This window comes from Streptomyces sp. NPDC007907 (assembly GCF_042959365.1).
Taxonomy (GTDB): domain Bacteria; phylum Actinomycetota; class Actinomycetes; order Streptomycetales; family Streptomycetaceae; genus Streptomyces; species Streptomyces indiaensis.
This window is the reverse complement of the sequence record NZ_JBIBKR010000006.1, coordinates 374,385-398,761: the sequence shown is the minus strand read 5'-3', so window position 1 is coordinate 398,761 and position 24,377 is coordinate 374,385. Positions and strand designations below refer to the sequence as shown.

General features: G+C 72.6%; 18 protein-coding genes. 15 read left to right on the top strand and 3 right to left on the bottom strand.

The annotated features are described in order from the left end of the window. Positions 1–223: 223 nt before the first annotated feature. Positions 224–1,831, top strand: coding sequence for an alpha/beta fold hydrolase (locus ACFZDI_RS26240; protein WP_391253684.1), 1,608 nt, complete (start codon positions 224–226; stop codon positions 1,829–1,831). A 94-nt stretch (positions 1,832–1,925) separates the two neighbouring features. Then, positions 1,926–2,588, top strand: coding sequence for an SUMF1/EgtB/PvdO family nonheme iron enzyme (locus tag ACFZDI_RS26235; protein WP_391253682.1), 663 nt, complete (start codon positions 1,926–1,928; stop codon positions 2,586–2,588). A gap of 60 nt (positions 2,589–2,648) precedes the next feature. Here ACFZDI_RS26235 and serC read toward each other — a convergent pair whose 3' ends face one another. Beyond that, entirely contained in the window at positions 2,649–3,767 is a 1,119-nt protein-coding gene (gene serC / locus ACFZDI_RS26230; RefSeq protein ID WP_391253680.1) for a phosphoserine transaminase, read from the bottom strand. Positions 3,768–3,839: 72 nt separating this feature from the next. After that, positions 3,840–5,189: a mucin-1 gene (locus ACFZDI_RS26225; RefSeq protein ID WP_391253679.1), complete on the bottom strand. Its 1,350-nt coding sequence runs from the start codon at positions 5,187–5,189 to the stop codon at positions 3,840–3,842. A 209-nt stretch (positions 5,190–5,398) separates the two neighbouring features. Between ACFZDI_RS26225 and ACFZDI_RS26220 the strand changes: the two genes are divergently transcribed. The 8 genes from ACFZDI_RS26220 (at position 5,399) to ACFZDI_RS26185 (ending at position 16,063) form a co-directional block, all read left to right on the top strand. Continuing rightward, positions 5,399–6,418, top strand: a complete 1,020-nt coding sequence (locus ACFZDI_RS26220; RefSeq protein WP_391253677.1) for a substrate-binding domain-containing protein — start codon at positions 5,399–5,401, stop codon at positions 6,416–6,418. A gap of 94 nt (positions 6,419–6,512) precedes the next feature. Next, a complete protein-coding gene (locus ACFZDI_RS26215; RefSeq protein WP_391253675.1) occupies positions 6,513–7,856 on the top strand; it encodes an extracellular solute-binding protein in 1,344 nt (447 codons plus the stop codon). Between the two features lie 104 nt (positions 7,857–7,960). Next, a complete protein-coding gene (locus tag ACFZDI_RS26210; RefSeq protein ID WP_234849632.1) occupies positions 7,961–8,956 on the top strand; it encodes a carbohydrate ABC transporter permease in 996 nt (331 codons plus the stop codon). Positions 8,957–8,963: 7 nt separating this feature from the next. After that, the gene (locus ACFZDI_RS26205; RefSeq protein WP_234849631.1) at positions 8,964–9,806 is read left to right on the top strand and encodes a carbohydrate ABC transporter permease; all 843 of its coding nucleotides are present in this window, start codon (positions 8,964–8,966) and stop codon (positions 9,804–9,806) included. Between the two features lie 40 nt (positions 9,807–9,846). After that, a complete protein-coding gene (locus ACFZDI_RS26200) occupies positions 9,847–12,762 on the top strand; it encodes an FAD-linked oxidase C-terminal domain-containing protein (RefSeq protein ID WP_391253672.1) in 2,916 nt (971 codons plus the stop codon). A 203-nt stretch (positions 12,763–12,965) separates the two neighbouring features. After that, positions 12,966–14,102, top strand: coding sequence for a peptidoglycan bridge formation glycyltransferase FemA/FemB family protein (locus ACFZDI_RS26195; RefSeq protein ID WP_391253670.1), 1,137 nt, complete (start codon positions 12,966–12,968; stop codon positions 14,100–14,102). A gap of 162 nt (positions 14,103–14,264) precedes the next feature. Continuing rightward, positions 14,265–15,218 carry a DMT family transporter gene (locus ACFZDI_RS26190; protein ID WP_234849628.1) on the top strand — a complete coding sequence of 318 codons (954 nt, stop codon included), beginning with the start codon at positions 14,265–14,267 and terminating at the stop codon, positions 15,216–15,218. Positions 15,219–15,457: 239 nt separating this feature from the next. Further along, the gene (locus ACFZDI_RS26185; protein ID WP_391253668.1) at positions 15,458–16,063 is read left to right on the top strand and encodes a DUF664 domain-containing protein; all 606 of its coding nucleotides are present in this window, start codon (positions 15,458–15,460) and stop codon (positions 16,061–16,063) included. A 43-nt stretch (positions 16,064–16,106) separates the two neighbouring features. Here the strand turns inward: ACFZDI_RS26185 and ACFZDI_RS26180 are convergent, their stop codons facing one another. Further along, a complete protein-coding gene (locus ACFZDI_RS26180) occupies positions 16,107–16,895 on the bottom strand; it encodes a hypothetical protein (RefSeq protein ID WP_391253666.1) in 789 nt (262 codons plus the stop codon). A gap of 333 nt (positions 16,896–17,228) precedes the next feature. Between ACFZDI_RS26180 and ACFZDI_RS26175 the strand changes: the two genes are divergently transcribed. Genes ACFZDI_RS26175 through ACFZDI_RS26155 form a run of 5 tightly spaced genes read left to right on the top strand, consistent with a single transcriptional unit; the run spans position 17,229 to position 24,353 of the window. Continuing rightward, the gene (locus ACFZDI_RS26175) at positions 17,229–18,023 is read left to right on the top strand and encodes a TIGR03084 family metal-binding protein (RefSeq protein ID WP_391253664.1); all 795 of its coding nucleotides are present in this window, start codon (positions 17,229–17,231) and stop codon (positions 18,021–18,023) included. Positions 18,024–18,054: 31 nt separating this feature from the next. Beyond that, the gene (locus ACFZDI_RS26170; protein ID WP_391253662.1) at positions 18,055–19,725 is read left to right on the top strand and encodes an acyclic terpene utilization AtuA family protein; all 1,671 of its coding nucleotides are present in this window, start codon (positions 18,055–18,057) and stop codon (positions 19,723–19,725) included. Continuing rightward, the gene (locus ACFZDI_RS26165; protein WP_391253660.1) at positions 19,722–21,320 is read left to right on the top strand and encodes a carboxyl transferase domain-containing protein; all 1,599 of its coding nucleotides are present in this window, start codon (positions 19,722–19,724) and stop codon (positions 21,318–21,320) included. Before ACFZDI_RS26170 ends, ACFZDI_RS26165 begins: the two co-directional genes overlap by 4 nt. A gap of 10 nt (positions 21,321–21,330) precedes the next feature. Further along, the gene (locus ACFZDI_RS26160) at positions 21,331–23,175 is read left to right on the top strand and encodes a biotin carboxylase N-terminal domain-containing protein (protein WP_391253658.1); all 1,845 of its coding nucleotides are present in this window, start codon (positions 21,331–21,333) and stop codon (positions 23,173–23,175) included. Positions 23,176–23,231: 56 nt separating this feature from the next. Beyond that, positions 23,232–24,353: an acyl-CoA dehydrogenase family protein gene (locus ACFZDI_RS26155; protein ID WP_391253656.1), complete on the top strand. Its 1,122-nt coding sequence runs from the start codon at positions 23,232–23,234 to the stop codon at positions 24,351–24,353. Positions 24,354–24,377: the final 24 nt, after the last annotated feature.

Genomic DNA, 24,377 nt, shown 5'->3' with positions numbered 1-24,377 from the left:
TGAGGCGGTACGCCCGGTGGCCGCCGGGCGTACCGGGGGCGGCGCGGCCTGTCCGAAATGGCCAGAACTCACCGTTTCCCAGGGGTGTCTGAGAACTTGCTATGACTCGATTCGGTCAAGTCTTGGTCGAATGCGTACGTGTGGCGTGTGCTCTTCCGAAACGATGCGGCACGGCCCGTGTCCCTCACGGGCCCAACCCCCCTCACCGTTGCGAGAGAACTCCATGAGAAGAAGCGCAGCCGTCCTGTGCGGCGCCACGGTCGTCCTGGCCGGGACGCTCACCGCCGCCCCCGCCGACGCCAGCGCGTCGCACTCCGCGAACACCGCCGTGACGACCGCCGCGGCGAAGGTCACCTGGAAGAAGTGCGGGACCGACGACGCCCCGACGCTCCAGTGCGGGTCGGTCAAGGTACCGCTCGACTACGCGAAGCCGCGGGGGAAGCAGATCACGCTGGCGCTGTCCCGCGTGCCGCACACCGCCTCGAAGTCCCAGGGCCCGCTGCTGGTCAACCCCGGTGGCCCCGGCGGCAGCGGTCTGTCGCTGGCCTCGTTCGTCGCGTCCTCCCTGCCCAAGGCGGTCGCCGCCCAGTACGACGTGATCGGCTTCGACCCGCGCGGAGTGGGCGAGAGCCAGCCCGCCCTCGACTGCAAGCCGGGCCATTTCGACCCGGTCCGCCCCGACTCCGTGCCCAGCACGCCGGCGCTGGAGAAGGCCAACCTCGCGCGCGCCAAGGCCTTCGCGAAGGCCTGCGGCACGAAGTACAAGGACGTCCTGCCGTACATCGACACGGTCAGCGCCGTGAAGGACATGGACTCCATCCGCAAGGCCCTCGGCGCGTCGAAGATCAACTACTTCGGCTACTCGTACGGCACCTACCTGGGCGCGGTCTACGCCAAGCTGTTCCCCGAGCGGGTGCGGCGCCTGGTGCTGGACTCGATCGTCGACCCGACCGGCGTCTGGTACGACGACAACATCCAGCAGGACTACGCCTTCGACAAGCGCCACAAGGCGCTCATGGCGTGGATAGCCAAGTACAACGGCACCTACAAGCTCGGCACCGACCCGAAGAAGATCGAGGCCAAGTGGTACGCCATGCGGGCGGCCCTGGCCAAGAAGCCCGCGGGCGGCAAGGTGGGCGCCTCCGAGCTGGAGGACATCTTCATACCCGGCGGCTACAACAACGCCTACTGGCCCACGCTCGCCCAGACGTTCGCGGCCTACGTCAACAACCACGACACCGCCGCACTGGTCAAGGCCTACGACACCATCGCGGCGATCGACGCCTCCGGCGACAACGGCTACAGCGTCTACACCGCGGTGCAGTGCCGTGACGTGTCCTGGCCGCGCGACTGGAAGCAGTGGCGCAAGGACAACTGGGCGGTGTACGAGAAGGCGCCGTTCATGGCCTGGAACAACGCCTGGTACAACGCGCCGTGCGCGTTCTGGCCGACGAAGTCGCTGAAGCCGGTGAACGTCTCCAACAGCAAGCTCCCGCCGGTGCTGCTGTTCCAGGCGACGGACGACGCGGCCACCCCCTACCAGGGCGGCGTCACCATGCACCGCCTGCTGAAGGGCTCCAGCCTGGTGGTGGAGCAGGGCGGCGGCAACCACGGCATCACGCTGAGCGGCAACGCCTGCCTCGACAAGCACCTCGCCACGTACCTGACCAACGGCAAGGTCCCGCACGGCAACGGCGTGGCGGACGCGGTCTGCAAGAAGACCGCCGACCCGAAGCCGCAGGCCGCGGCGCAGCGGGCGGCCGGCGCGACGCAGCCCGCCGTCGCGGGGGTCGGCGACAGCCTGCGCGGCATCCTGGGGTTCGGCCGCTGAGCGACCCGGTGACCCGGGCCTGACGGAACGACACGGGGGCGCCCGGCGATGTTCGCCGGGCGCCCTTAAGATGTCCGGTCATGGGGGAGCGCGCATGAACGACGACATGGTGGATGTCCCGGCGGGGCCCGTCACGCTGTCCGACCGGCGGACGCAGCGCAGTTGGGCGGTGGAGGTCGCGTCGTTCCGGATGTCGGCGTTCCCGGTCACGCAGGAGTGGTACGCCCAGGTCACCGGCGAGCGTCCGAGCACGGCCCGGGGTGAGCTCCTGCCCGTGGAGGGCGTGTCCTGGTGGGACGCGATCCGGTTCTGCAACGCCCTGTCCCGGAGCGAGGGTCTGACCCCCGCCTACGCGGTCCGGCCCGGCGCCGAGGCCGCCGGCTGGGACACCACCGCCGACGGCTACCGGCTGCCGACCGAGGCCGAGTGGGAACACGCCTGCCGGGCCGGCGGCACCGGCCCCCGCTATGGCCCGCTCGACGAGATCGCCTGGTACCGCGGCAACGCCGACGACCGCGTCCACCCTGTGGGCGGCAAGCAGCCCAACGCCTGGGGCCTGTACGACATGCTGGGCAACGTCTGGGACTGGTGCTGGGACATCTACGACCCCGAGGTCTACGGCACCTACCGGGTGCTGCGCGGCGGCGGCTGGTCCGACGAGCACTGGAGCTGCCGCGCCTCGGTGCGCCGCCGGAGCCATCCGACGTTCCGGATCGACGACGTGGGGTTCCGGGTGGCGCGCTCGACGCCGGCCTGAGCACGGGAGAGGGCGCCCCGCACCGGCGGGACGCCCTCGACACTCACCCGCGCGAGAAGGTCAGAGCTTCTCGATCACGTAGTCGACGCACTTCGTGAGCGCCTCGATGTCCGCCGGGTCGATCGCCGGGAACATCGCGACGCGCAGCTGGTTGCGGCCCAGCTTGCGGTACGGCTCGGTGTCGACGATGCCGTTGGCGCGCAGCACCTTCGCGACGGCGGCGGCGTCGACCTCGTCGGTGAAGTCGATCGTGCCGATGACCTGCGAGCGCTTGGCCGGGTCGGTGACGAACGGGTTGGCGTACTTGATGTCCTCGGCCCAGCCGTACAGCGTGCGGGCGGAGGTGGCGGTGCGCCGGACCGACCAGTCCAGGCCGCCCTGGCCGTTGATCCACTCCAGCTGCTGGTTCAGCAGGAAGAGGGTGGCCAGCGCCGGGGTGTTGTACGTCTGGTTCTTGCGGGAGTTGTCGATCGCCGTCGGCAGCGAGAAGAACTCCGGGATGTGGCGGCCCGAGGCGTGGACGCGCTCGGCGCGCTCGATCGCGGCCGGGGAGAACACGCCGATCCACAGGCCGCCGTCGGAGGCGAAGGACTTCTGCGGGGCGAAGTAGTAGACGTCCGTCTCGGAGACGTCGACGGGCAGGCCGCCGGCGCCGGAGGTGGCGTCCACCAGGACCAGGGCGCCCTCGTCGGCACCGGCCACGCGCTTGATCGGCATGGCGACACCGGTCGAGGTCTCGTTGTGGGTGAACGCGTAGACGTCCACGCCCGCCTCGGCGACCGCCTCGGGGTGGGTGCCCGGGTCGGACGCGATGACGTCCGGCTCGGCCAGCCACGGGGCCAGCTTGGCGGCCTTGGCGAACTTCGAGGAGAACTCGCCGAAGTTCAGGTGCTGCGACTTGTTCTCGATCAGGCCGTGCGTCGCGATGTCCCAGAACGCGGTGGAGCCGCCGTTGCCGAGGATCACCTCGTAGCCGTCGGGGAGCTGGAACAGTTCGCTGATGCCCTCGCGCACCTGGCCGACCAGGTTCTTGACGGGGGCCTGGCGGTGGGAGGTGCCCATGAGGGAGGTGCCGGTGGCGGCGAGGGCGTCCAGCGCCTCCGTCCGCACCTTGGAGGGACCCGCGCCGAAACGTCCGTCCGCGGGCTTGATGTCAGAGGGAATCTGGATCTCAGCCACGGAGGGGAGCGTAGCCGTTTCCGGAAACGCGGGCGAAACGTCGTCCGTCGGGTGAGACGGAAAGTGGACGGGTCAGCGCGGGGCCGGGCCGGGCCAGACGGCCGAGGCGTCGTCGCGGTGCGGGTCCGGCAGCCGGAGGGGACGCACGGCGACGGGCCGGACCCCGTCCTCGCCGGCGGCCGTCCAGGGGGCGGGGCGGCCGGAGTAGCACAGGGTGGTGAGGACGAAGACGCCGTCGGCGTAGACCTCGACGTACTCACCGACGGTGAGGACGCGCAGGCGGGTGGCGGGTTCCGGCAGGAGGGTCTCGCCGAGCGGGATGCCGTCGGGGCCGGTGACGCGGAGGTTCTTGCCGTCGCAGCCGACCGTGAGCGCGGGCCGGTCCCCGTCGGAGACATGCGTGCGCAGGGTGATGTCGGTGCGTCCCGAGAGGTCGACGTCGCCGACCGCGTGCAGGGGGGCGTCGTAGGTCTCCTCGCCGAGCCAGGGGTCCAGGCCGGGCCACCATTCCAGGCGGGGGGCCGCGTCCCGCGGTACGACGAGGGACTTGGGCTGGGCGAGCATGCCGCGGCAGCGCTCACCCGTGTCCGTCAGGCCGACGCGGCGCGGGGTGGTGTGCAGCACGACGCGGGAGCCGTCGGGGGCGGTGACGACGCGCGGGGCGTACGCGCCCGTCGGGCCGAGCGGGCCGCGGCGGGTCCACGGGCCGCGCAGGCGCGGAGCGGTCCACGCCTCGAAGCCCCGGGTGGCGCCGATGGAGCCGAGCAGCAGCCAGCCGCCGTCGTCGAGGCGCTCCAGGACCGGGCACTCGAACTCGTCGACGTCACCGGGGGAGACCAGCGGCGGGTGGACGGTCCAGTGCTCCAGGTCCGCGGAGGTCGCCCAGGCGACGCAGCCGCCGACCTCGACGGGCAGGGCGGCGTCGGCGGCGCAGACCAGCATGACCCAGCCGTCGGACTCGTCGTCGCGTACGACGAAGGGGTCGCGCCAGCCCATGCGTTCGCCCGTGCGGTACCAGCGCCCGTCCGCCTCGACGACCGGCCCGGTGCCGTGGCGGCGCCAGCCGGTGCCGTCGGTGCGCTCGGAGCGGGCCAGGCCGACCGATTGCAGGGGCCAGCCGCCCGGGGTGAGTCCGGAGACGGCGGTGTAGAGCATGGCCGTGCCGGTGCCCTGCGGGACGGCGTGCATGGTCCACACCGCCTGCTGGTCGAAGTTGCCCGGCAGGCCGTTGCCGAAGGCCGTGCCCTGCGGTTCCCAGTGGACCAGGTCGGTGGAGGTGGCCCGGCCGTAGGAGGTCTCCATGCGCAGGTGGTCGAACTCGTCCGTCCACGGCCCCTGGAGGTGCAGCACGGTGTAGGTGCCGTCCGCGTGGCGCAGGAGGTCGAAGTCGTTCACGCAGAGGCCGGGCGGCGCGTATCGCATGGACAGGTCCTGTCTGCCGACAGCGGCACTCAAACGTGTGCGCTGTAATCGTGCTGGTGGGAGTTCCTCTGGGAGTCAGCCGAAGTAAATCCGAACGCAAACGCTTGCGCAACCGCAGGTGCGGGTTTACGGTCTCGTCACTCCCTCACACGCCGATGTGTTCCGGACGACCCCGAACGGACGGCGTGCCCCCGATCTAGGAGCGTCCCGTGACGGTCAGCATCACCGATGTCGCCGAGGCCACCGGGGTCTCGGCGTCCACCGTGTCCCGCGCCCTGCGCGGCCGGCCCGGCGTGTCGGAGGAGATGCGGGCCCGGATCGTCGCGGTCGCCGCCGACCTCGGCTACACCGCCTCGCGCTCGGCCTCCAGCCTGGCCAGCGGACGCACCTACACCATCGGTGTCGTCGTGCCGTACGTCGGCCGCTGGTTCTTCGGCACCGTGCTGGACGCCGCCGAGAAGGTCTTCAGCGCCGCCTGCTACGACGTCCTCCTGTACAACCTCGGCTCACCCGAGGCCCGCAAGCGCTTCTTCACCAAGCTGCCGATCCGCAAGCGGGTCGACGCCGTGCTGTCCCTGCTGATCCCCGACCCGGAGGAGGCCGCCGCCCTCAGGTCCCTGGACGTGCCGCTGGCGACCACGGTCGGCGGCGCCCGGCCCGGCTTCACGGTGGTCGGCATCGACGACCGGGGCGGCGCGGAGAGCGCTGTACGGCACCTGGTGAACCTCGGCCACCGGCGGATCGGCATGATCTCCGGCGCCAGCGAGCCGCTGCACTGGACCACCCCCCTCGACCGCCGGCAGGGCTACCTGGACGTGCTCGCCGACTCCGGGATCGAGCCCGACCCCGCCCTGGAGGCGGACGGCGGCTACACGGTCGAGGGCGGTGAGCGGGCCATGACCGAACTGCTGGCGCTGCGCCAGCCGCCGACCGCCGTGTTCGCCCAGTCCGACGAGATGGCGATGGGCGCCCTGCGCGCCCTGCGCCGGCACCGGCTGCGGGTCCCGGAGGACGTGTCCGTGGTCGGCTTCGACGATCACGAGCTGTCCGAGGTGGTCGGGCTGACCACCGTGGCCCAGCCGGTCGCGGCCCAGGGCCGGGAGGCGGCCCGGCTGCTGCTCGCGCAGCTCGACGAGCCGGACGCCGGGCCGCCGCGCCCCGTCGAGATGCCCATCCGCTTCATCCTCCGCGAGACCACCGCCCCGCCGCACACCGGCCGCCGGCGGTAACCCCGCACCCCCCGGCTTCCCCTGCTCCCCTTTCCTCCCCCCGCCCCTCCCCACCGTCCGCGCACCCACCGCACACCCGCTCGGAGGCACCACCATGATCACCGGCCACGGAAGACACCGCCGTACGGGCCTGACGGCCCTCGCCCTGCTGCCCCTGGCCGCGCTGGCCGCCTGCGGCGGGGGCGGAGGCGGCACCGACACCTCCGCCGAACAGGGCAGCGGCAAGGGCACCATCAGCGTCTGGGCCCACCAGGGCCAGGCGGGCGAGGCGACCGCGCTGCAGAACGCGGTGAAGTCCTTCAACTCCTCGCAGAGCGACGTCAAGGCCGAGCTGAAGCTCATACCGGAGAAGGACTACACGAAGACCATCACCGCCACCGACGCCGCCGAACTGCCGGACGTGCTGGAGTTCGACGGCCCGACGATGGCGAACTTCGTCTACAACAGCAAGCTCGCCCCGGTAGACGGCCACGTCTCCGCCAAGACCCTCGCCAACGCCACGGACGCGATCAAGGCGCAGGGCGAGATCGACGGCAAGCACTACGGCCTGGGCATGTTCGACGCCGGGCTCGGCCTGTACGCCAACAAGAAGCTGCTGGACGCGGCCGGCGTGACCTACCCGAAGGGCGTGGACGACGCCTGGACGGCCGAGGAGTTCGGCAAGGCCCTCACGGCACTGAAGGGCAAGGACTCCGACGGCAAGATCCTCGACATCTCGGAGCAGTACGGCCTGGCCTCCGAGTGGGGGACCTTCGGCTTCTCCCCGATCGTCTGGTCGGCCGGCGGCGCCCTGCTGAAGGACGGCAAGGCGGAGGGCGCCCTCGACAGCCCGAAGACCGTCTCCGCATTGAAGACCTTCCAGTCCTGGAAGTCCTACGTCGACCCCAACACCGACGGCAACGCCTTCGCCAAGGGCAAGGTGGCGCTGAGCTGGGTCGGCCACTGGAACTACCCGGCCTACAGCGAGGCCCTCGGGGACGACCTCGCCGTGCTGCCGCTGCCCGACTTCGGCAACGGCCCCAAGACCGGCCAGGGTTCGTGGGCGTGGGGCATCGGCGCCGACAGCAAGAACGGCAAGGCCGCAGGCACCTTCCTGGACTACCTGCTCAACGACACCAACGTCGGCGCCATGACGAAGGCCAACGGCGCGGTGCCCGCCACCAAGTCGGCCCTCGCCAAGAGCGAGCTGTACAAGAAGGGCGGCCCGCTCCAGCTCTTCGCCGACCAGCTGGCCAAGCCGTGCGGCGACAGCGACATCACCTCCTCCTGCGTCGCCGTCACCCGCCCGGTGACCGCCGGATACCCCACCGTCACGGCCAAGTTCAACACGGCCCTCAACTCGATCTACGGCGGCGCCGACCCCGAGGAAGCCCTGCGGAAGGCCGCCCGCGCCATCGACCGGGACTTCACCGACAACGCCGGCTACGAGATCCCGTAACCCGCAGGACGCATCGGCCCGGGCGGGCCGTCGGTGACATGGCGCCGCGACGACGCGGCCCGTGTGCCGGCCGGGCCCGCCCCGCCGGGAAGAGGACCCCTCCCGTGAAAACCGTGGAACCCGCGCAGGCCGCGGCCCCAGGCCGGGCGCCGCAGGCCGTCTCGTCAGCCTCCGCCAGGAAGCCCCCGCGTCCCGCGCGCGGCAACCGTGACCGGCTGCACGGGCTGCTGATGTCCGCCCCGGCGGTCGTCGGGCTGATCGCCTTCGTCGGCATCCCGTTCGGCTACGCCGTGGTGCTCTCCTTCTACAACGTCCGCCTCGGCTCGCCGCTGGAGCCCGCCTTCTTCGGCGTGGAGCACTACCGGCGGCTGTTCACCGACCCTGACCTGTCCGGCCCGTTCCTGCGAGCGCTGCTGAACAACCTGACCTTCGCCGTCGTCGTCGTACCGCTCCAGACGGGTCTCGCGCTGGCGCTGGCGATCCTGCTCAACCGCAAGCTGAAGGCGATCGGCCTGTTCCGGTCCTTCTTCTTCATGCCGGTGGTCTTCCCGATGGCGCTGGTCGCCGTGATCTGGCGGCTGATCCTCGCCCGCAGCGAGGAGGGCATGCTCAACTCCCTGCTGGACACGGTGAGTCTCGGCAACTGGGGCGCCTTCGACTGGCTCGGCGACGGCCTCACCGCGATGGCCTCGGTCATCGTGCTGTCGGTGTGGCAGGGCGTCGGCTTCCAGATGGTCATCCTGCTCGCCGGCCTCCAGCAGATCCCCGGCGAGCTCTACGAGGCCTCCCGACTGGACCGGGCCTCGCGCTGGCAGCAGTTCCGGCACGTCACCCTGCCCGGCATCCGCGGCACCCTGGTGTTCGTCGCGATGCTGACCTCGGTGCTGTCCTTCCGCGTCTTCGACCAGGTGTACGTCCTCATCCGCGGTGGCGGCCTGGACGAGGACGCCACCCGCACGGTGATGTACCAGGCCGTCACCACGGCCTTCGACCAGAACGACATCGGCCAGGCCTCGGCCGTCACGGTGGTGTTCTTCCTGATCGTCGTCGCCCTGACCATCGTCCAGCGCCGCGTCGTCCGGCCCGACAACGAGGACTGACCCGCCCATGGCCATGACCCGCACGCCCGTGCGCCGCGTCCTCGACTACACCGTCCTGAGCGTCCTGGCGTTCGTCTTCGCCCTCCCCGCCCTCTACCTCTTCCTCGGCAGCCTCAAGCCGTCCGACGAGGTCCTGAACGGCCTGTCCGGCTTCCTGCCCACCCACCTCTCCTTCGACAACTACACAGCCGTCCTCGACAGCCTGAACTCCGAGAGCACCGGCTACTTCTGGCAGTTCATGGGCGTCTCCGTGCTGCTGTCGTTCGTGGTGGTGACGGGCGGGCTGATCGTCAACTCGATGGCGGCCTACGGGCTGACGCGGCTGAAGTGGCGGGGGCAGAACGCGGTGTTCACCCTCGTCCTGCTGCTGATGCTGATCCCGTTCGAGTCGGTGGCGGTGCCGCTGTTCTACATGTTCAACGGCCAGCGCAACACCCTGTTCGTCCAGGCGCTGCCGTTCGTCGCCAACGCCTTCGCGATCTACCAGTTCCACACGTTCTTCAAGAAGATCCCGACGAGCATCGAGGAGGCGGCCAGGCTGGACGGGGCGGGCCCCTGGCGGACCTTCTTCGCGATCATCGTGCCCATGTCCAGGCCGGTGTTCGCCTCGGTCGCCATCCTCACCTTCCTCATCCAGTGGGGCTCCTTCCTGTGGCCGGTGCTGATGGTGTCCGACCCGTCCGTGCGCCCCCTGCCGCTGGAGATGAGCGTCTTCCAGGGCCAGCAGCCGCCGGACTGGGGCCAGATCCTCGCTTTCGGTGTGCTGCTGGTGCTTCCCGTGCTGATCGTCTTCGCGTTCTTCCAGCGCTGGTTCGTCGAGGGCGTGGCCGGCTCGGCCGTCAAGGGCTGAGCCCACCGTCACGGGCAGTGGCCGGATGCATCCTGGACGCATGACGGATCTCGAAGCACGGCTGCGTGCCGTCGTCCGGGGCGAGGTCGGGTTCGACGTCACGTCCCGGGCGCTGACGACCATGGACGCGTCCAACTACCGGCGGGTCCCGGCGGGCGTGGTCGCTCCGCGCGACGCCGACGACGTGGCGGCGGTGCTCGCGGTGTGCCGGGAGCGAGGCGTGCCCGTGGTGGCCCGCGGCGGCGGCACCTCCATCGCCGGGCAGGCCACCGGCACCGGTGTCGTCCTGGACTTCACCCGGCACATGAACCGGCTGGTCGCCCTGGACCCCGAGGCGCGGACGGCCGTGGTGCAGCCGGGGCTGGTGCTGGATCGGCTCCAGGAGGCCGCCGCCCCGCACGGCCTGCGCTTCGGCCCCGACCCCTCCACCCACGGCCGCTGCACGCTCGGCGGCATGATCGGCAACAACTCGTGCGGCTCGCACTCGGTGGCGTGGGGGACGACCGCGGACAGCGTGCGGGAGCTGGACGTCGTCACCGCCCGGGGCGGGCGGCTGCGGCTCGGGCGGGACTGGGCCGGGGCGCCGGACGGGCTGAGGGACCTGGCCGAGGGGGAACTCGCCCGGCTGCGCACCGGTTTCCCGGAGCTGCCCCGCCGCATCTCCGGATACGCCCTCGACGCCCTGCTGCCGGAGAACGGCGCCGACGTGGCCCGCTCCTTCTGCGGCTCCGAGGGCACGCTCGGCATCCTGACGGAGGCCGTCGTACGCCTCGTCGAGTCGCCCCGCGCGCGTGCGCTGGCCGTGCTGGGCTACGCCGACGAGAGCGCGGCGGCCGAGGCCGCGTCCGGACTGCTGCTTCTCGGCCCGCTGACGGTGGAGGGCATGGCGGCGGACCTGGTGCCGTCCACCGCCGACCTGCCGCGGGGCGGGGCCTGGCTGTTCGTCGAGACCGGCGGGGAGTCGGCGGGCGAGGCACAAGCGCGTGCGGAGGCGATCGTGCGGGCCGCCGACGTCCTGGACGCGCGCGTGGTCACCGACCCGGCCGAGCAGCGGGCACTGTGGCGGATCCGGGAGGACGCGAGCGGCACGGCGACGCGCATGCCGGACGGCACCGAGGCGTGGCCCGGCTGGGAGGACTGCGCGGTGCCACCCGCCCGGCTCGGGGCGTATCTGCGGGACTTCCGGGCGCTGATGGCGGCGCACGGGCTGCGCGGCACGCCGTACGGGCACTTCGGGGACGGCTGCATCCACGTCCGGATCGACTTCGACCTCCTCACCGAGGCCGGTGTCGCCCGCTTCCGCCGCTTCTCCGAGGAGCTCGCCGACCTGGTGGTGACGCACGGCGGGTCGCTGTCCGGGGAGCACGGCGACGGGCAGGCACGGGCCGAACTGCTGCCGCGGATGTACGGCGCCGACATGGTCGGCCTGTTCGAGCGGGTCAAGGGCGTGTGGGACCCGGACGACCTGCTCAACCCCGGGATGCTGGTCCGCCCCGCGCCCCTGGACAGCGGCCTGCGCTTCTCCGTCCTGCCCCGCGAACCGGTCGACGTGGCCTTCGGCTACCCCGCCGACGGCGGCGACTTCGCGGCGGCGGTGCGGCGCTGCGTGGGCGTCGCCAAGTGCCGTACGACCTCGGTGTCCGGCGCGGGCGTCATGTGCCCGTCCTTCCGGGCGACGGGCGCGGAGGAGCACTCCACGCGCGGGCGGGCCCGGCTGCTGCACGAGATGCTCGCCGGTGAGGTGGTCACGGACGGCTGGCGCTCCGAGGAGGTCCGGGACGCGCTGGACCTGTGCCTGTCCTGCAAGGGCTGCCGGTCGGACTGCCCGGTCGGAGTCGACATGGCCACGTACAAGGCGGAGTTCCTGCACCGGCACTACGCCGGGCGGCGCCGGCCCGCCGCGCACCACGCCCTGGGGCGGTTGCCCGTGTGGCTGCGGGTGGTGTCCCGGACGCGCACGGCGTGGCTGGTCAACGCGCTGACCGCGGTACGGCCGCTGGCCCGGGCGGCGAAACGGCTGGGCGGTATCGCGCCCGAGCGGGAGATCCCACGGCTGGCGACCCGGACGTTCAGCCGGTGGTGGGAGCGGCGCAGGGCCGGGGGTGGCGGCGAGTCTGCTCGTGGCGGTGCCGGAGGCGCAGGGCAGGGGCCGCTCGTCGTGCTGTGGCCCGACACCTTCACCGAGCACCTCTCCCCGGCCGTCGGGCAGGCAGCCGTGCGGGTGTTGGAGGCGGCCGGGCTGCGGGTGGCGCTGCCGCCGACCCTGCGGCTGGAGAAGCCCCCGGTGGGCGACGGCAGGACCGTCGCCCTCGACCCGCTGACCCTGCTGCGCGGCCGGGGCCGGGTCTGCTGCGGGCTGACGTACGTGTCGACGGGCCAGCTCGACCGGGCCCGGGCCGTCATGCGCCGCACCCTCGACCTGATGGAACCGGTCCTGGAGACCGACGCCCCGGTCGTCGTCCTGGAGCCGAGCTGCGCCGCGGCCCTGCGCACGGACGTCCCCGAGCTGCTGCACGACGATCCGCGCGCGGCCCGGCTCGCCGCGAAGGTCCTCACCTTCGCGGAGACGCTGGAGCGCCACGCCCCCGGCTGGACACCGCCGCGCGTGGACCGCCCGGTGGCCGGGCAGACCCACTGCCACCAGCACGCGGTGCTGGGCGACGCCGCCGACCGCCGGCTGCGGGAAGCGGCCCTGCTCACCGGCGAACTGAGCGGCGGCTGCTGCGGCCTCGCGGGCAACTTCGGCTTCGAGAAAGGGCACTTCGAGGTGTCCACGGCCTGCGCGGAGGAACAGCTCCTGCCGTCGGTGCGCGGCGCCCCGGACGACACGGTGGTCCTCGCGGACGGCTACTCCTGCCGCACCCAGCTGGAGCAACTGGCCGGCGTGCGGGGCAGGCACGTGGCGGAGGTACTGGCGGAGGCGCTGGACGGGGACCCCGGGCGCGAGGGGGCGTGAGGCGTTCGGGCACCGGACCGGCCCTCGGATGCGGCGTTCGGGTGCGGCGTTCGGGCCATGGGTGGGGTCCGGCCCTCGGGTGCGGCGTTCGGGCCACGGGGCCGGTGGACCCGAGTGTCTGAGCCGGGGAGGGCCGACGCCGCTCCTAGGCTCGCGGAACCAGTCACCGCCCGCCGAGGGCCGCTGCTCGAAGGAGCCCGCGCATGAGCGTCCGCGTCCAGCCGATCACCCGTGACGAGCACCTCGCGTTCGTCACGGCCCGCCCCTCCGCCAGCCACACCCAGGTGCCGTCCTGGGGCGAGGTGAAGCCCGACTGGAAGGCGGAGAGCCTCGGCTGGTTCGGCGACGGCGGGCAGCTCGTCGGCGCCGGACTGGTGCTGCTGCGCCCCCTGCCCGGGCCGCGGCTGCCCGGACTGCCGCGCTACTTCGCGTACCTGCCCGAGGGCCCCCTCCTCGACTGGCACGAGCCCGGACTCGACCGCCTGCTGGAGCCGATGCTCGCCCACTTGAGACGGCGGGGCGCCTTCGCGGTGCGCATGGGCCCGCCGGTCGTGGTGCGCCGCTGGAGCGCCGACGCGGTCAAGGCGGCCATCGCGGACCCGGCCGCCCGGCGGCTGCGCGACGTGCGGGCGACGTCGTACGAACCGAGGGCCGGCCAGGTCGCCGACCATCTGCGCCGCATGGGCTGGCGGCAGACCGAGGCCACCGGCGAGGACGGCTTCGCCGCGGGACAGCCCCGCTACGTCTTCCAGGTGCCGTTCGCCGGCCGGTCGCTGGAGGACATCCACAACGGCCTGAACCAGCAGTGGCGCCGCAACATCAAGAAGGCGGAGAAGGCCGGGGTGAAGATCGTCCGCGGCGACCTGGAGGACCTGCCGGCCTTCCACGAGCTGTACGGCGAGACCGCCGAGCGGGACCGTTTCATCCCGCGCCCGCTGCCGTACTTCCAGCGCATGTGGAGCGCGCTCACCGCCGAACACCCCGACCGGATGCGGCTCTACCTCGCCTATCACGACGGCGAGGTCCTCGCCGCGGCCACCATGCTGACCGTCGGCGACCACGTCTGGTACTCCTACGGCGCCTCCACGAGCCGCCGCCGCGAGGTCCAGCCGAGCAGCGCCCTTCAGTGGCGGATGATGACCGACGCGCACGAACTCGGCGCCTCCGTCTACGACCTGCGCGGCATCACCGACACCCTGGAGGAGTCCAGCCACCTGCTGGGCCTGCTCCGCTTCAAGGTGGGCACCGGGGGCGAGGCCGTGGAGTACCTGGGCGAATGGGACTACCCGCTCAACCGGCTGCTCCACAAGGCGTTCGACCTCTACCTATCCCGGCGGTGACGTCTCACGCCCTGGGACAGCGGCAAAAAGGGTTCACGCACCTGACGGAGTCCATTACCCTGGACTGTGCAGTGCATCGGGATGCACATTGAGTGTGTCCGGGTGTACGCACCGCACACGCGCACCACCCGGACCCCGCCTCCCCCGAGCCCAGGACCGCCCGTGACCACGCCGGAGACCACCACACCCCAGCCCACGACCGGCGCCGCCGCCCCCGCGGCCGGCCCGGGCCGTCTCGGCTCGCTCGGACCCGTGGGCCTGGTGCTCGCGGGCGGGATCTCCGTGCAGTTCGGCGGCGCGCTGGCGGTGACGCTGATGCCCAGGGCCGGGGCCCTCGGCGTCGTGGCCCTGCGCCTGCTGGTGGCGGCCGTCGTCCTGCTCGTGGTCTGCCGGCCGCGGCTGCGCGGCCACTCGCGCACCGACTGGGGCACGGTGGTCGTCTTCGGCATCACCATGGCCGCGATGAACGGCCTCTTCTACCAGGCCGTCGCACGCATTCCGCTGGGCCCCGCGGTCACGCTTGAGGTCCTCGGCCCGCTCGCCCTGTCGGTCCTCGCCTCCCGCCGCGCGATCAACGTCGTCTGGGCGGCGCTGGCCCTCATCGGCGTCTTCCTCCTCGGCGGCGGAGGCTTCGACGGTCTCGACCCCACCGGTGCGGCCTTCGCCCTGGGGGCCGGCGCCATGTGGGCGGCCTACATCGTCTTCAGCGCCCGTACGGGCCGCCGCTTCCCGCAGGCGGACGGGCTGGCGTTGGCGATGGCGGTGGGAGCGGTGCTGTTCCTGCCGCTGGGCATCGCCGAGTCGGGGACGAAGCTGCTCGACCCGGTGACACTGGGCCTGGGCGCCGCGGTCGCCCTGCTCTCCTCGGTCCTGCCCTACACCCTCGAACTCCTCGCCCTGCGCCGCCTGCCCGCCTCCACCTTCGCGATCCTGATGAGCCTCGAACCGGCCATCGCCGCGACGGCCGGCTTCCTCATCCTCGACCAGGCCCTCAGTGCCGCCGAGGCCGCCGCGATCGCCCTCGTGGTCGCGGCGAGCATGGGCGCGGTGCGCACCCAGGTGGGCCCGGGGCGGCGGAAGAAGGCGGCACTGGAGAGCACGGGCCTGGAGGGCTGACCGACTGCCCGGCGACCGACCGTCGGCTCGGTTGGGTTGCCGATTCGGGTGACCCGGTGTCGGCCCGGACCGGTCGTCGGCTGGCCTGGCCCGACCGTCCGCTTGGCCCGGGCCATCCGTCCGCTTGGCCTGGCCCGGCCGTCCGCCCGGCCCGGCCGTCCGCCTGGCCCGGTCGTCCGCCTGGCCCGGCCCGGCCGTCCGCCGGCCCCGTTGTCAGTGGTGGGTGCCACACTGCCCGGATGACCGCACCGGACCCGAAGGCCGACCTCCTGCGCTATCTCCAAGAGGCGCGTGACGCCCTGCTCTGGAAGCTCGACGGGCTCTCCGAGTACGACATCCGCCGCCCCCTGACCCCGACCGGCACCAACCTGCTGGGACTGGTCAAGCACGCCGCCGGGGTGGAAGTGGGCTACTTCGGGGACACTTTCGGCCGGCCGTTCTTCGCCGAGAACCCACCACCCTGGTGGTACACGCAGGACGCCGACCCCAACGCCGACATGTGGGCCACGCCGGACGAGTCGCGCGAGGACATCGCGGGGCTGTACCGCAGGGCGTGGGAGCACGCGGACGGCACGATCGGGGCGCTGCCGCTGGACGCCACCGGGCAGGTCCCCTGGTGGCCCGAGGAGCGGCGGGAGGCCACACTGCACCACCTCCTGGTGCGCGTGATCGCCGACACCAGCCGTCACGCCGGCCACGCCGACATCGTCCGCGAACTCATCGACGGGTCGGTCGGCCTGACGCCGGGCAAGGACAGCATGCCGCCGGGCGACCGGGCCATGTGGGAGGCCCATCGGCACCGGCTGGAGGAGGCGGCGAGGGCGGCGGACCGGAGCGGGCAGTGAGCCGGACGACGTCCCTCGGGTCGTGTCCGCGAACGGGCACGATCTAGCGCACCAGCATCCCGCGCACCGAGATCCCGTACTGCGTCCGCAGCCGCCGCAGCTCCCACAGGCCCACCGCGGTCACCGACAGCGGCGCCCCGAGCAGGAACACCGCGCGCACCGGCCCGGGCACCCCCGCGTACGCCCCGGTGAACAGATCGACCAGCGTCATCTCCCACACCAGCGTCATGGCGAGCAGCGGCGGCATCGTCTGGTGGATGTCGGCCGTGCGGAACACGTGCAGCAGGGCCAGGCCGACGCCCCAGGCGATGAACGGCAGCACCCACACCAGGACGAGCACCACGATCACCCACGTGACCACGGTCATCGCCGGGTCGGTGGCGAACCGCCCCTCGACGAAGCCGGTGAGCACCATCAGCGGGAACACGAAGACCGCGGCGATCAGGGCCACCATCGCGCCGACCGGCTTGGTGGCCCGGCGCAGCAGGTCCCGCCGGGCGGACGGCGCGGTCAGGGCCAGCAGCACACCCACGGCCACCGGGAACGTCACGGACAGCACCAGCACGCTGGACCACGACTGGTCGAGACGGTCCTCGGCGACGTCGCCCACCGAGCCGCTCACCTTGTAGGCCACCGACACCCACACCACCGCGGCCGGCCTCACCAGCGTGCGGATCCTCTGCATACGCGCGATGAAGGCGTCCTCGACGAGGTCCGGCCGGGACGGCTTGAACACTCGTCGCGCGGTGTGGATCGGGCCGATCCGCCGCCGCAGCCGTGCCACGGGGCCGGGCGGCGGGGGAGCCGGGTGCGGCATGTAGGGGTGCGGCACATGGGGCGGATGACCACCCCCGGGCGGCGGCGCCTGGGGCGGATACCCACATCCCGGCGGCGCGTACGGGCCGGGGAGGAAGGGCGGGGCCCTGGCGGGGGCGGGTACGGCGGCTGCCCGCCCGGGTTCCAGGTGCTCATTCTTGTGTCTCCCCCGACGCGCCACCGATGGAACGAGCGCGACCCGGAGTGTAGTGATCGCGCCGCTGAAGAGCACGCTTCCGGCCGCCCCGACATTTTCATGCAAGCACGCTTGATTGTTTCTGGTGCCGCTGCCATGCTCCTCAGCACGCCGCACCACCCCGCACACCGCCGTGCCCCGAGGGGAGCGCCCGTGTCCGATCCGATGCCCGTGATCGACGATCTGCGCGAGGAGAGCGAGGAACTCGACCGGCTCGTGGCCGCGTTGCCCCCGCAGCGATGGTCGCTCACGACCCCCGCGCCCGGCTGGACCGTGGCCCACCAGATCGCCCATCTCGCCTGGACGGACCGCTCGGCCCTGCTCGCCGTCACCGACGCCGACGGCTTCCGTACGCTGGTCGAGAAGGCCCTCGCCGCGCCGGACTCCTTCGTCGACCAGGGCGCCGAGGAAGGCGCGGACCTCCCGCCCGGCGAGCTCCTCGCCCGGTGGCGTGACGGCCGTACGGCACTGGAGAAGGCGCTGCGGGCCGCTCCGCCGAAGGCACGCTTCCCCTGGTACGGCCCCCCCATGTCGGCCGCCTCCATGGCGACGGCCCGCCTCATGGAGACCTGGGCCCACGGCCAGGATGTGGCCGACGCCCTGGGTGTGGTGCGTCCACCCACCGACCGGCTGCGGCATGTGGTGCGGCTCGGGGTCCGGACCCGGGACTTCGCCTACGGCGTGCACGGCTTGGCCCCGCCGGCCGACCCCTTCCGTGTCGAACTCCGCGCTCCCTCCGGCGACCTGTGGACCTACGGCCCCGAGGACGCCCCGCAGCGCGTCACCGGGCCCGCCCTCGACTTCTGCCTCCTCGTCACCCAGCGCGCCCACCGCTCCGACCTCGCCCTGCGCACCGAGGGCCCCGACACCGACCGCTGGCTCGACCTCGCCCAGGCCTTCGCGGGCCCGCCGGGCGACGGACGCCCTCCGAAGGGGCCGGCCTCGTGACGCCCGAACGCAGCGACAGGGAGGCGGTCTCGTGACGCCCCTGCGCATCGGCAACGCCTCCGGCTTCTACGGCGACCGCTTCGACGCGATGCGCGAGATGCTCACCGGCGGTGAACTCGACGTCCTCACCGGCGACTACCTCGCCGAGCTGACCATGCTCATCCTCGGCCGGGACCGCCTGAAGGACCCGGCCGCCGGATACGCCCGTACGTTTCTGCGGCAGTTGGAGGAGTGCCTGGGGCTCGCACACGAGCGGGGCGTCAGGATCGTCACCAACGCGGGCGGGCTCAACCCGGCCGGACTCGCCGATGCCATGAGGCAGTTGGCCGGCCGGCTGGGCATCCCCGTCCGGGTCGCGCACGTGGCGGGTGACGACCTCACCGCGGCGTACCCCGGCACTCTCGCCGCCCACGCCTACCTCGGCGGCTTCGGCATCGCGGAGGGCCTGCGGGCGGGCGCCGACATCGTCGTCACCGGGCGGGTGACGGACGCGTCCCTGGTCACCGGGCCCGCCGCCGCGCACTTCGGCTGGACGCCGCAGGACCACGACCGGCTCGCGGGCGCGGTGGTCGCGGGGCACGTCCTGGAGTGCGGGGCGCAGGCCACCGGCGGCAACTACGCGTTCTTCCGGGACGGCGACGTCCGCCGCCCCGGCTTCCCGCTCGCCGAGCTGCACGAGGACGGCGGCTGCGTCATCACCAAGCACCCCGGCACCGGCGGCTTCGTCGACGTCGGCACGGTCACCGCACAGCTGCTGTACGAGACGGCCGGCGCCAGGTACGCGGGCCCGGACGTCACCGCCCGGCTGGACACCGTGCGGCTGAGCCAGGACGGGCCCGACCGCGTGCGCATCGAGGGCGTGCGCGGCGAGGCACCGCCGCCCACCCTCAAAGTCGGCCTCAACCGGCTCGGCGGCTTCCGCAACGAGGTGGTCTTCGTGCTCACCGGCCTCGACGTCGAGGCCAAGGCCGCGCTGGTGCGGGAGCAGCTGGAACCGGCCCTCGCCAAAGTGTCCGACGTGCGCTGGGAGCTGGTCCGCACCGACCGCCCCGACGCGCCCACCGAGGAGACGGCGAGCGCGTTGCTGCGGCTCGTCGTACGGGACCCCGACCAGGAGGCCGTGGGGCGGGCGCTGAGCGGGGCGGCCGTGGAGCTGGCCCTCTCCGGCTACCCCGGCTTCCATGTGCTGGCCCCACCCGGAAAGGGCTCCCCCTACGGGGTCTTCGAGGATGTGTACGTCCCCCATGGTGCCGTCGACCATGGGGTGGTCCTCGACGACGGGCACCGCATTCCGGTGCCGCCGCCCCACGACACGCTCGTCCTCGACGAGGTTCCGCGGCCTGCGCTGCCCGAGCCGCTGCCGCCGGGGCCGGTCACCAGGGCAGCCCTCGGCCGTGTCGTGGGTGCCCGCAGCGGCGACAAGGGCGGCAACGCCAACGTCGGGGTGTGGGCGCGCACGGACGACGCCTGGCGGTGGCTCGCCCACGAGCTGACCGCCGACCGGTTCCGCGAACTGATCCCCGAGAGTCGCGAGCTGACCGTCGTACGGCACGTGCTGCCGAATCTGCGCGCCCTCAACTTCGTCGTCGAGGGGATCCTCGGCGCCGGTGCCGCCGCGCAAGCCCGCTTCGACCCGCAGGCCAAGGCCCTCGGCGAATGGCTGCGCTCCCGCCACCTCGACATACCGGAGGCCCTCCTGTGACCGTCCTGACCTCCGGGCTCGACCCGCACGGCGCCGACTTCCGGGCCCACCGCGAGGCGATGCTCGCCAAGCTCGCCGCCCTCGACGCCGAGCACGCCAAGGCCCTCGCGGGCGGCGGCGAGAAGTACGTCGCGCGGCATCGGGGGCGCGGCAAGCTCCTCGCCCGTGAGCGCATCGAGCTGCTCCTCGACCCCGACACGCCGTTCCTGGAACTGTCCCCGCTGGCCGGGTGGGGCAGCGACTACACCGTCGGCGCGTCCCTCGTCACCGGCATCGGGACCGTCGAGGGCGTGGAGTGCCTGATCACCGCCAACGACCCGACCGTGCGCGGCGGGGCGAGCAACCCCTGGTCGCTGAAGAAGGCCCTGCGCGCCAACGACATCGCGCTCGCCAACCGGCTGCCCTGCATCAGCCTGGTGGAGTCGGGCGGCGCCGACCTCCCCTCCCAGAAGGAGATCTTCATCCCCGGCGGCGCCATCTTCCGCGACCTCACCCGGCTCTCCGCCGCCGGGATCCCCACCGTCGCGGTCGTCTTCGGCAACTCCACGGCCGGCGGCGCCTACATCCCCGGCATGTCCGACCACGTGATCATGGTCAAGGAACGGGCGAAGGTGTTCCTCGGCGGCCCGCCGCTGGTGAAGATGGCCACCGGCGAGGAGAGCGACGACGAGTCCCTGGGCGGCGCCGAGATGCACGCCCGCACCTCGGGCCTCGCCGACTACTTCGCCGTCGACGAGCCGGACGCGCTCCGCCAGGCCCGCCGCGTGGTCGCCCGCCTCAACCACCGCAAGGCGTACGAGGATCCGGGGCCCGCCGAGCCGCCCAAGTACGACGCGGAGGAGCTGCTGGGCCTCGTCCCCGGCGACCTGAAGAGCCCCTTCGACCCGCGCGAGGTCATCGCCCGCATCGTCGACGCCTCCGACTTCGACGAGTTCAAGCCCCTGTACGGGACGAGCCTGACCACCGGCTGGGCCACCCTGCACGGCTATCCCGTGGGTGTGCTGGCGAACGCCCAGGGAGTCCTCTTCAGCGAGGAGTCCCAGAAGGCCGCCCAGTTCATCCAGCTCGCCAACCAGCGCGACATCCCCCTGCTCTTCCTCCACAACACCACCGGCTACATGGTCGGCAAGGAGTACGAGCAGGGCGGCATCATCAAACACGGCGCGATGATGATCAACGCGGTCAGCAACAGCCGCGTGCCCCACCTCTCCGTCCTCCTGGGCGCCTCCTACGGCGCCGGCCACTACGGCATGTGCGGCCGCGCCTACGACCCCCGGTTCCTGTTCGCCTGGCCCAGCGCCAAGTCGGCCGTCATGGGCCCGCAGCAGCTCGCGGGCGTCCTGTCGATCGTCGCCCGCCAGTCGGCCGCCGCCAAGGGGCAGCCCTACGACGAGGAGGCGGACGCCGCGCTGCGCGCCATGGTGGAGCAGCAGATCGAGTCGGAGTCGCTGCCGATGTTCCTGTCCGGGCGGTTGTACGACGACGGCGTCATCGACCCGCGCGACACCCGCACCGTCCTCGGCCTGTGCCTCTCCGCGATCCACACCGCCCCCTACGAGGGCGCCCGCGGCGGCTTCGGCGTCTTCCGGATGTGAGGAACCTTCAGTGATCACTTCTGTACTGGTCGCCAACCGGGGCGAGATCGCCTGCCGCGTCTTCCGCACCTGCCACGACCTGGGCATCCGTACCGTCGCCGTGCACTCGGACGCCGACGCGAACGCCCTGCACGCGCGCGTGGCCGACGTGAGCGTACGACTCCCGGGGGAGACGCCCGCCGACACGTACCTGCGCGGCGACCTGATCGTGAAGGCCGCCGTCGCCGCCGGCGCGGACGCCGTGCACCCCGGCTACGGCTTCCTCTCCGAGAACGCCGACTTCGCCCGGGCCGTCCTGGACGCGGGCCTGCGCTGGATCGGCCCGCCCCCGGACGCCATCGAGGCGATGGCGTCCAAGACCCGTGCCAAACAGCTCATGGGCATCCGGCCCCTCGCCGACGTCACGGAGGCCGACCTGCCCGTGCTGGTGAAGGCGGCGGCGGGCGGCGGCGGCCGCGGCATGCGCGTCGTCCGCCGGCTCGCCGACCTGGCGGGCGAGTTGGCCGCCGCCCGGGCCGAGGCCGCGAGCGCCTTCGGCGACGGCGAGGTCTTCGTCGAGCCGTACGTGGAGAACGGCCGGCACGTCGAGGTGCAGATCCTCGCCGACACCCACGGCGCCGTCCGGCCCCTCGGCACCCGCGACTGCTCCCTGCAGCGCCGCCATCAGAAGGTGATCGAGGAGGCCCCGGCGCCCGGCCTGCCCCGGGAGCTCGACGAGGAGGTCCGTGCCCTCGCCGTACGGGCCGCCCGGGCCGTGGACTACGTGGGCGCGGGAACGGTCGAGTTCCTCGTCGCCGACGGCCGGGCGCACTTCCTGGAGATGAACACCCGCCTCCAGGTCGAACATCCCGTCACGGAGGCCGTGTTCGGCGTCGACCTGGTGGCTGAGCAGATCCGGATCGCCGAGGGGCACCCCCTCGCGACCGACCCGCCACGCGCGCGGGGCCACGCCGTGGAGGCCCGCCTGTACGCCGAGGACCCGGCGCGCGACTGGTCCCCGCAGACCGGCACCCTGCACCGCCTGACCGTCCCCGGGCCGGTCCGCCTGGACACCGGGCACACGGACGGCGACGAGATCGGCGTCCACTACGACCCCATGCTCGCCAAGGTGGTCGCCCACGCGCCCACCCGCCCGGAGGCACTGCGCACCCTGGCCTCCGCCCTGGAACGGGCCGCGATCCACGGTCCCGTCACCAACCGCGACCTCCTGGTCCGCTCCCTGCGCCACCCCGAGTTCACCGCGGCCCGCATGGACACCGGCTTCTACGAACGCCACCTGCCGGACCTGACCGCACCGTCCCCCGACCCGCACGCCCCCCTGGCCGCCGCCCTCGCCGACGCCCGGGGCCGCTCCCGCTTCGGCGGCTGGCGCAACGTCCCCTCACAGCCGCAGACCAAGCGGTACCTGATGGCGGGCGAGGAGCACGAGGCCCGCTACCGGCACACCCGGCAGGGCCTGGAGGCGGACGGGGTGCGAGTGGTGCGCGCGGACGCGCACCTCGTGATCCTCGACGTGGACGGGGTGGAGCGGAAGTACGAGGTCACCCGCTACGGCCAGCAGGTCTACGTCAACACCACCACACTGACCGCCCTGCCCCGCTTCCCCGACCCCACCGCCCAGCACGCCCCGGGCTCCCTCCTGGCACCGATGCCCGGCACGGTCGTCCGCGTCGCCGACGGCCTGACGGCGGGGGCGGCCGTGAAGGCGGGCGAGCCCCTGCTCTGGCTGGAGGCGATGAAGATGCAGCACAAGATCACGGCCCCGGCGACCGGAACGCTGACCGACCTGTGCGTCGTACCAGGTCAGCAGGTGGAGCCGGGCGCACTGCTGGCAGTGGTGAAGGAAGCCCCGTAAGGGGCGCGGGGAACTGCGCGATCAGCCACGACGAGCCCGCACGCGAAAGGATCCCCATGGACACCGAAGAGCACACAGCCCTACGAGAAGCCGTAGCCGCACTCGGCAGACGCCACGGCCGAGAAAGCGACACCACCCGACTCTGGTCCGAGGCCGGGAAACTCGGCTACCTGGGCGTCAATCTGCCGGAGGCACACGGCGGCGGAGGCGGCGGCATCCGCGAACTCTCCATCGTCCTCGAGGAGCTCGGCGCGGCCGGCTGCCCCCTCCTCATGCTGATCGTCTCACCGGCCATCTGCGGCACCGTGATAGCCCGGTTCGGCACGGACGCCCAGAAGCAGGAGTGGCTCCCCGGCCTCGCCGACGGCACCCGCCTCATGGCCTTCGGCATCACCGAACCCGACGCCGGCTCCAACAGCCACCGCATCACCACCACGGCCCGCAGGGACGGCACCGACTGGCTCCTCACCGGCCGCAAGGTCTTCATCTCCGGCGTGGACATCGCCGACGCGACCCTCATCGTCGGCCGCACCGAAGACGCCCGCACCGGCCGGCTCAAGCCCTGCCTCTTCATCGTCCCGCGCGACACCCCCGGCTTCTCCCGCCGCCCCATCGACATGGAGCTGAACGCCGCGGAGAAGCAGTTCGAGCTGGTCCTGGACGACGTACGGCTGCCCGCCGACGCCCTGGTCGGAGACGAGGACGCCGGCCTCCTCCAGCTGTTCGCCGGCCTCAACCCCGAACGCATCATGACCGCCGCCTTCGCGATCGGCATGGGCCGTCACGCCCTGGCCGGAGCCATCGCGTACGCCCGCGACCGCAGCGTCTGGAACACCCCCATCGGCGCCCACCAGGCCATCGCCCACCCCCTCGCCCAGGCCCACATCGAGCTCGAACTCGCCCGGCTGATGATGCAGAAGGCCGCCGCCCTCTACGACGCGGGCGACGACATGGGCGCCGGCGAGGCCGCCAACATGGCCAAGTACGCCGCCGGGGAAGCCTGCGTGAAGGCCGTCGACCAGGCCGTGCACACCCTCGGCGGCAACGGCCTCACCCGCGAGTACGGACTGGCCCGGCTGATCGCGGCCTCGCGCGTGGCCCGTATCGCCCCGGTGAGCCGGGAGATGATTCTCAACTACGTCTCCCACCAGACCCTGGGCCTGCCCAAGTCGTACTGAGAACCTGAGACTTCCCGCGCCGCG

Coding starts and splice junctions, on each gene's coding strand:
- ACFZDI_RS26240 (WP_391253684.1), top strand. CDS start 224: ATGAGAAGAAGCGCAGCCGTCCTGTGCGGCGCCACGGTCGTCCTGGCC.
- ACFZDI_RS26235 (WP_391253682.1), top strand. CDS start 1,926: ATGAACGACGACATGGTGGATGTCCCGGCGGGGCCCGTCACGCTGTCC.
- ACFZDI_RS26225 (WP_391253679.1), bottom strand. CDS start 5,189: ATGCGATACGCGCCGCCCGGCCTCTGCGTGAACGACTTCGACCTCCTG.
- ACFZDI_RS26215 (WP_391253675.1), top strand. CDS start 6,513: ATGATCACCGGCCACGGAAGACACCGCCGTACGGGCCTGACGGCCCTC.
- ACFZDI_RS26205 (WP_234849631.1), top strand. CDS start 8,964: ATGGCCATGACCCGCACGCCCGTGCGCCGCGTCCTCGACTACACCGTC.
- ACFZDI_RS26200 (WP_391253672.1), top strand. CDS start 9,847: ATGACGGATCTCGAAGCACGGCTGCGTGCCGTCGTCCGGGGCGAGGTC.
- ACFZDI_RS26195 (WP_391253670.1), top strand. CDS start 12,966: ATGAGCGTCCGCGTCCAGCCGATCACCCGTGACGAGCACCTCGCGTTC.
- ACFZDI_RS26185 (WP_391253668.1), top strand. CDS start 15,458: ATGACCGCACCGGACCCGAAGGCCGACCTCCTGCGCTATCTCCAAGAG.
- ACFZDI_RS26155 (WP_391253656.1), top strand. CDS start 23,232: ATGGACACCGAAGAGCACACAGCCCTACGAGAAGCCGTAGCCGCACTC.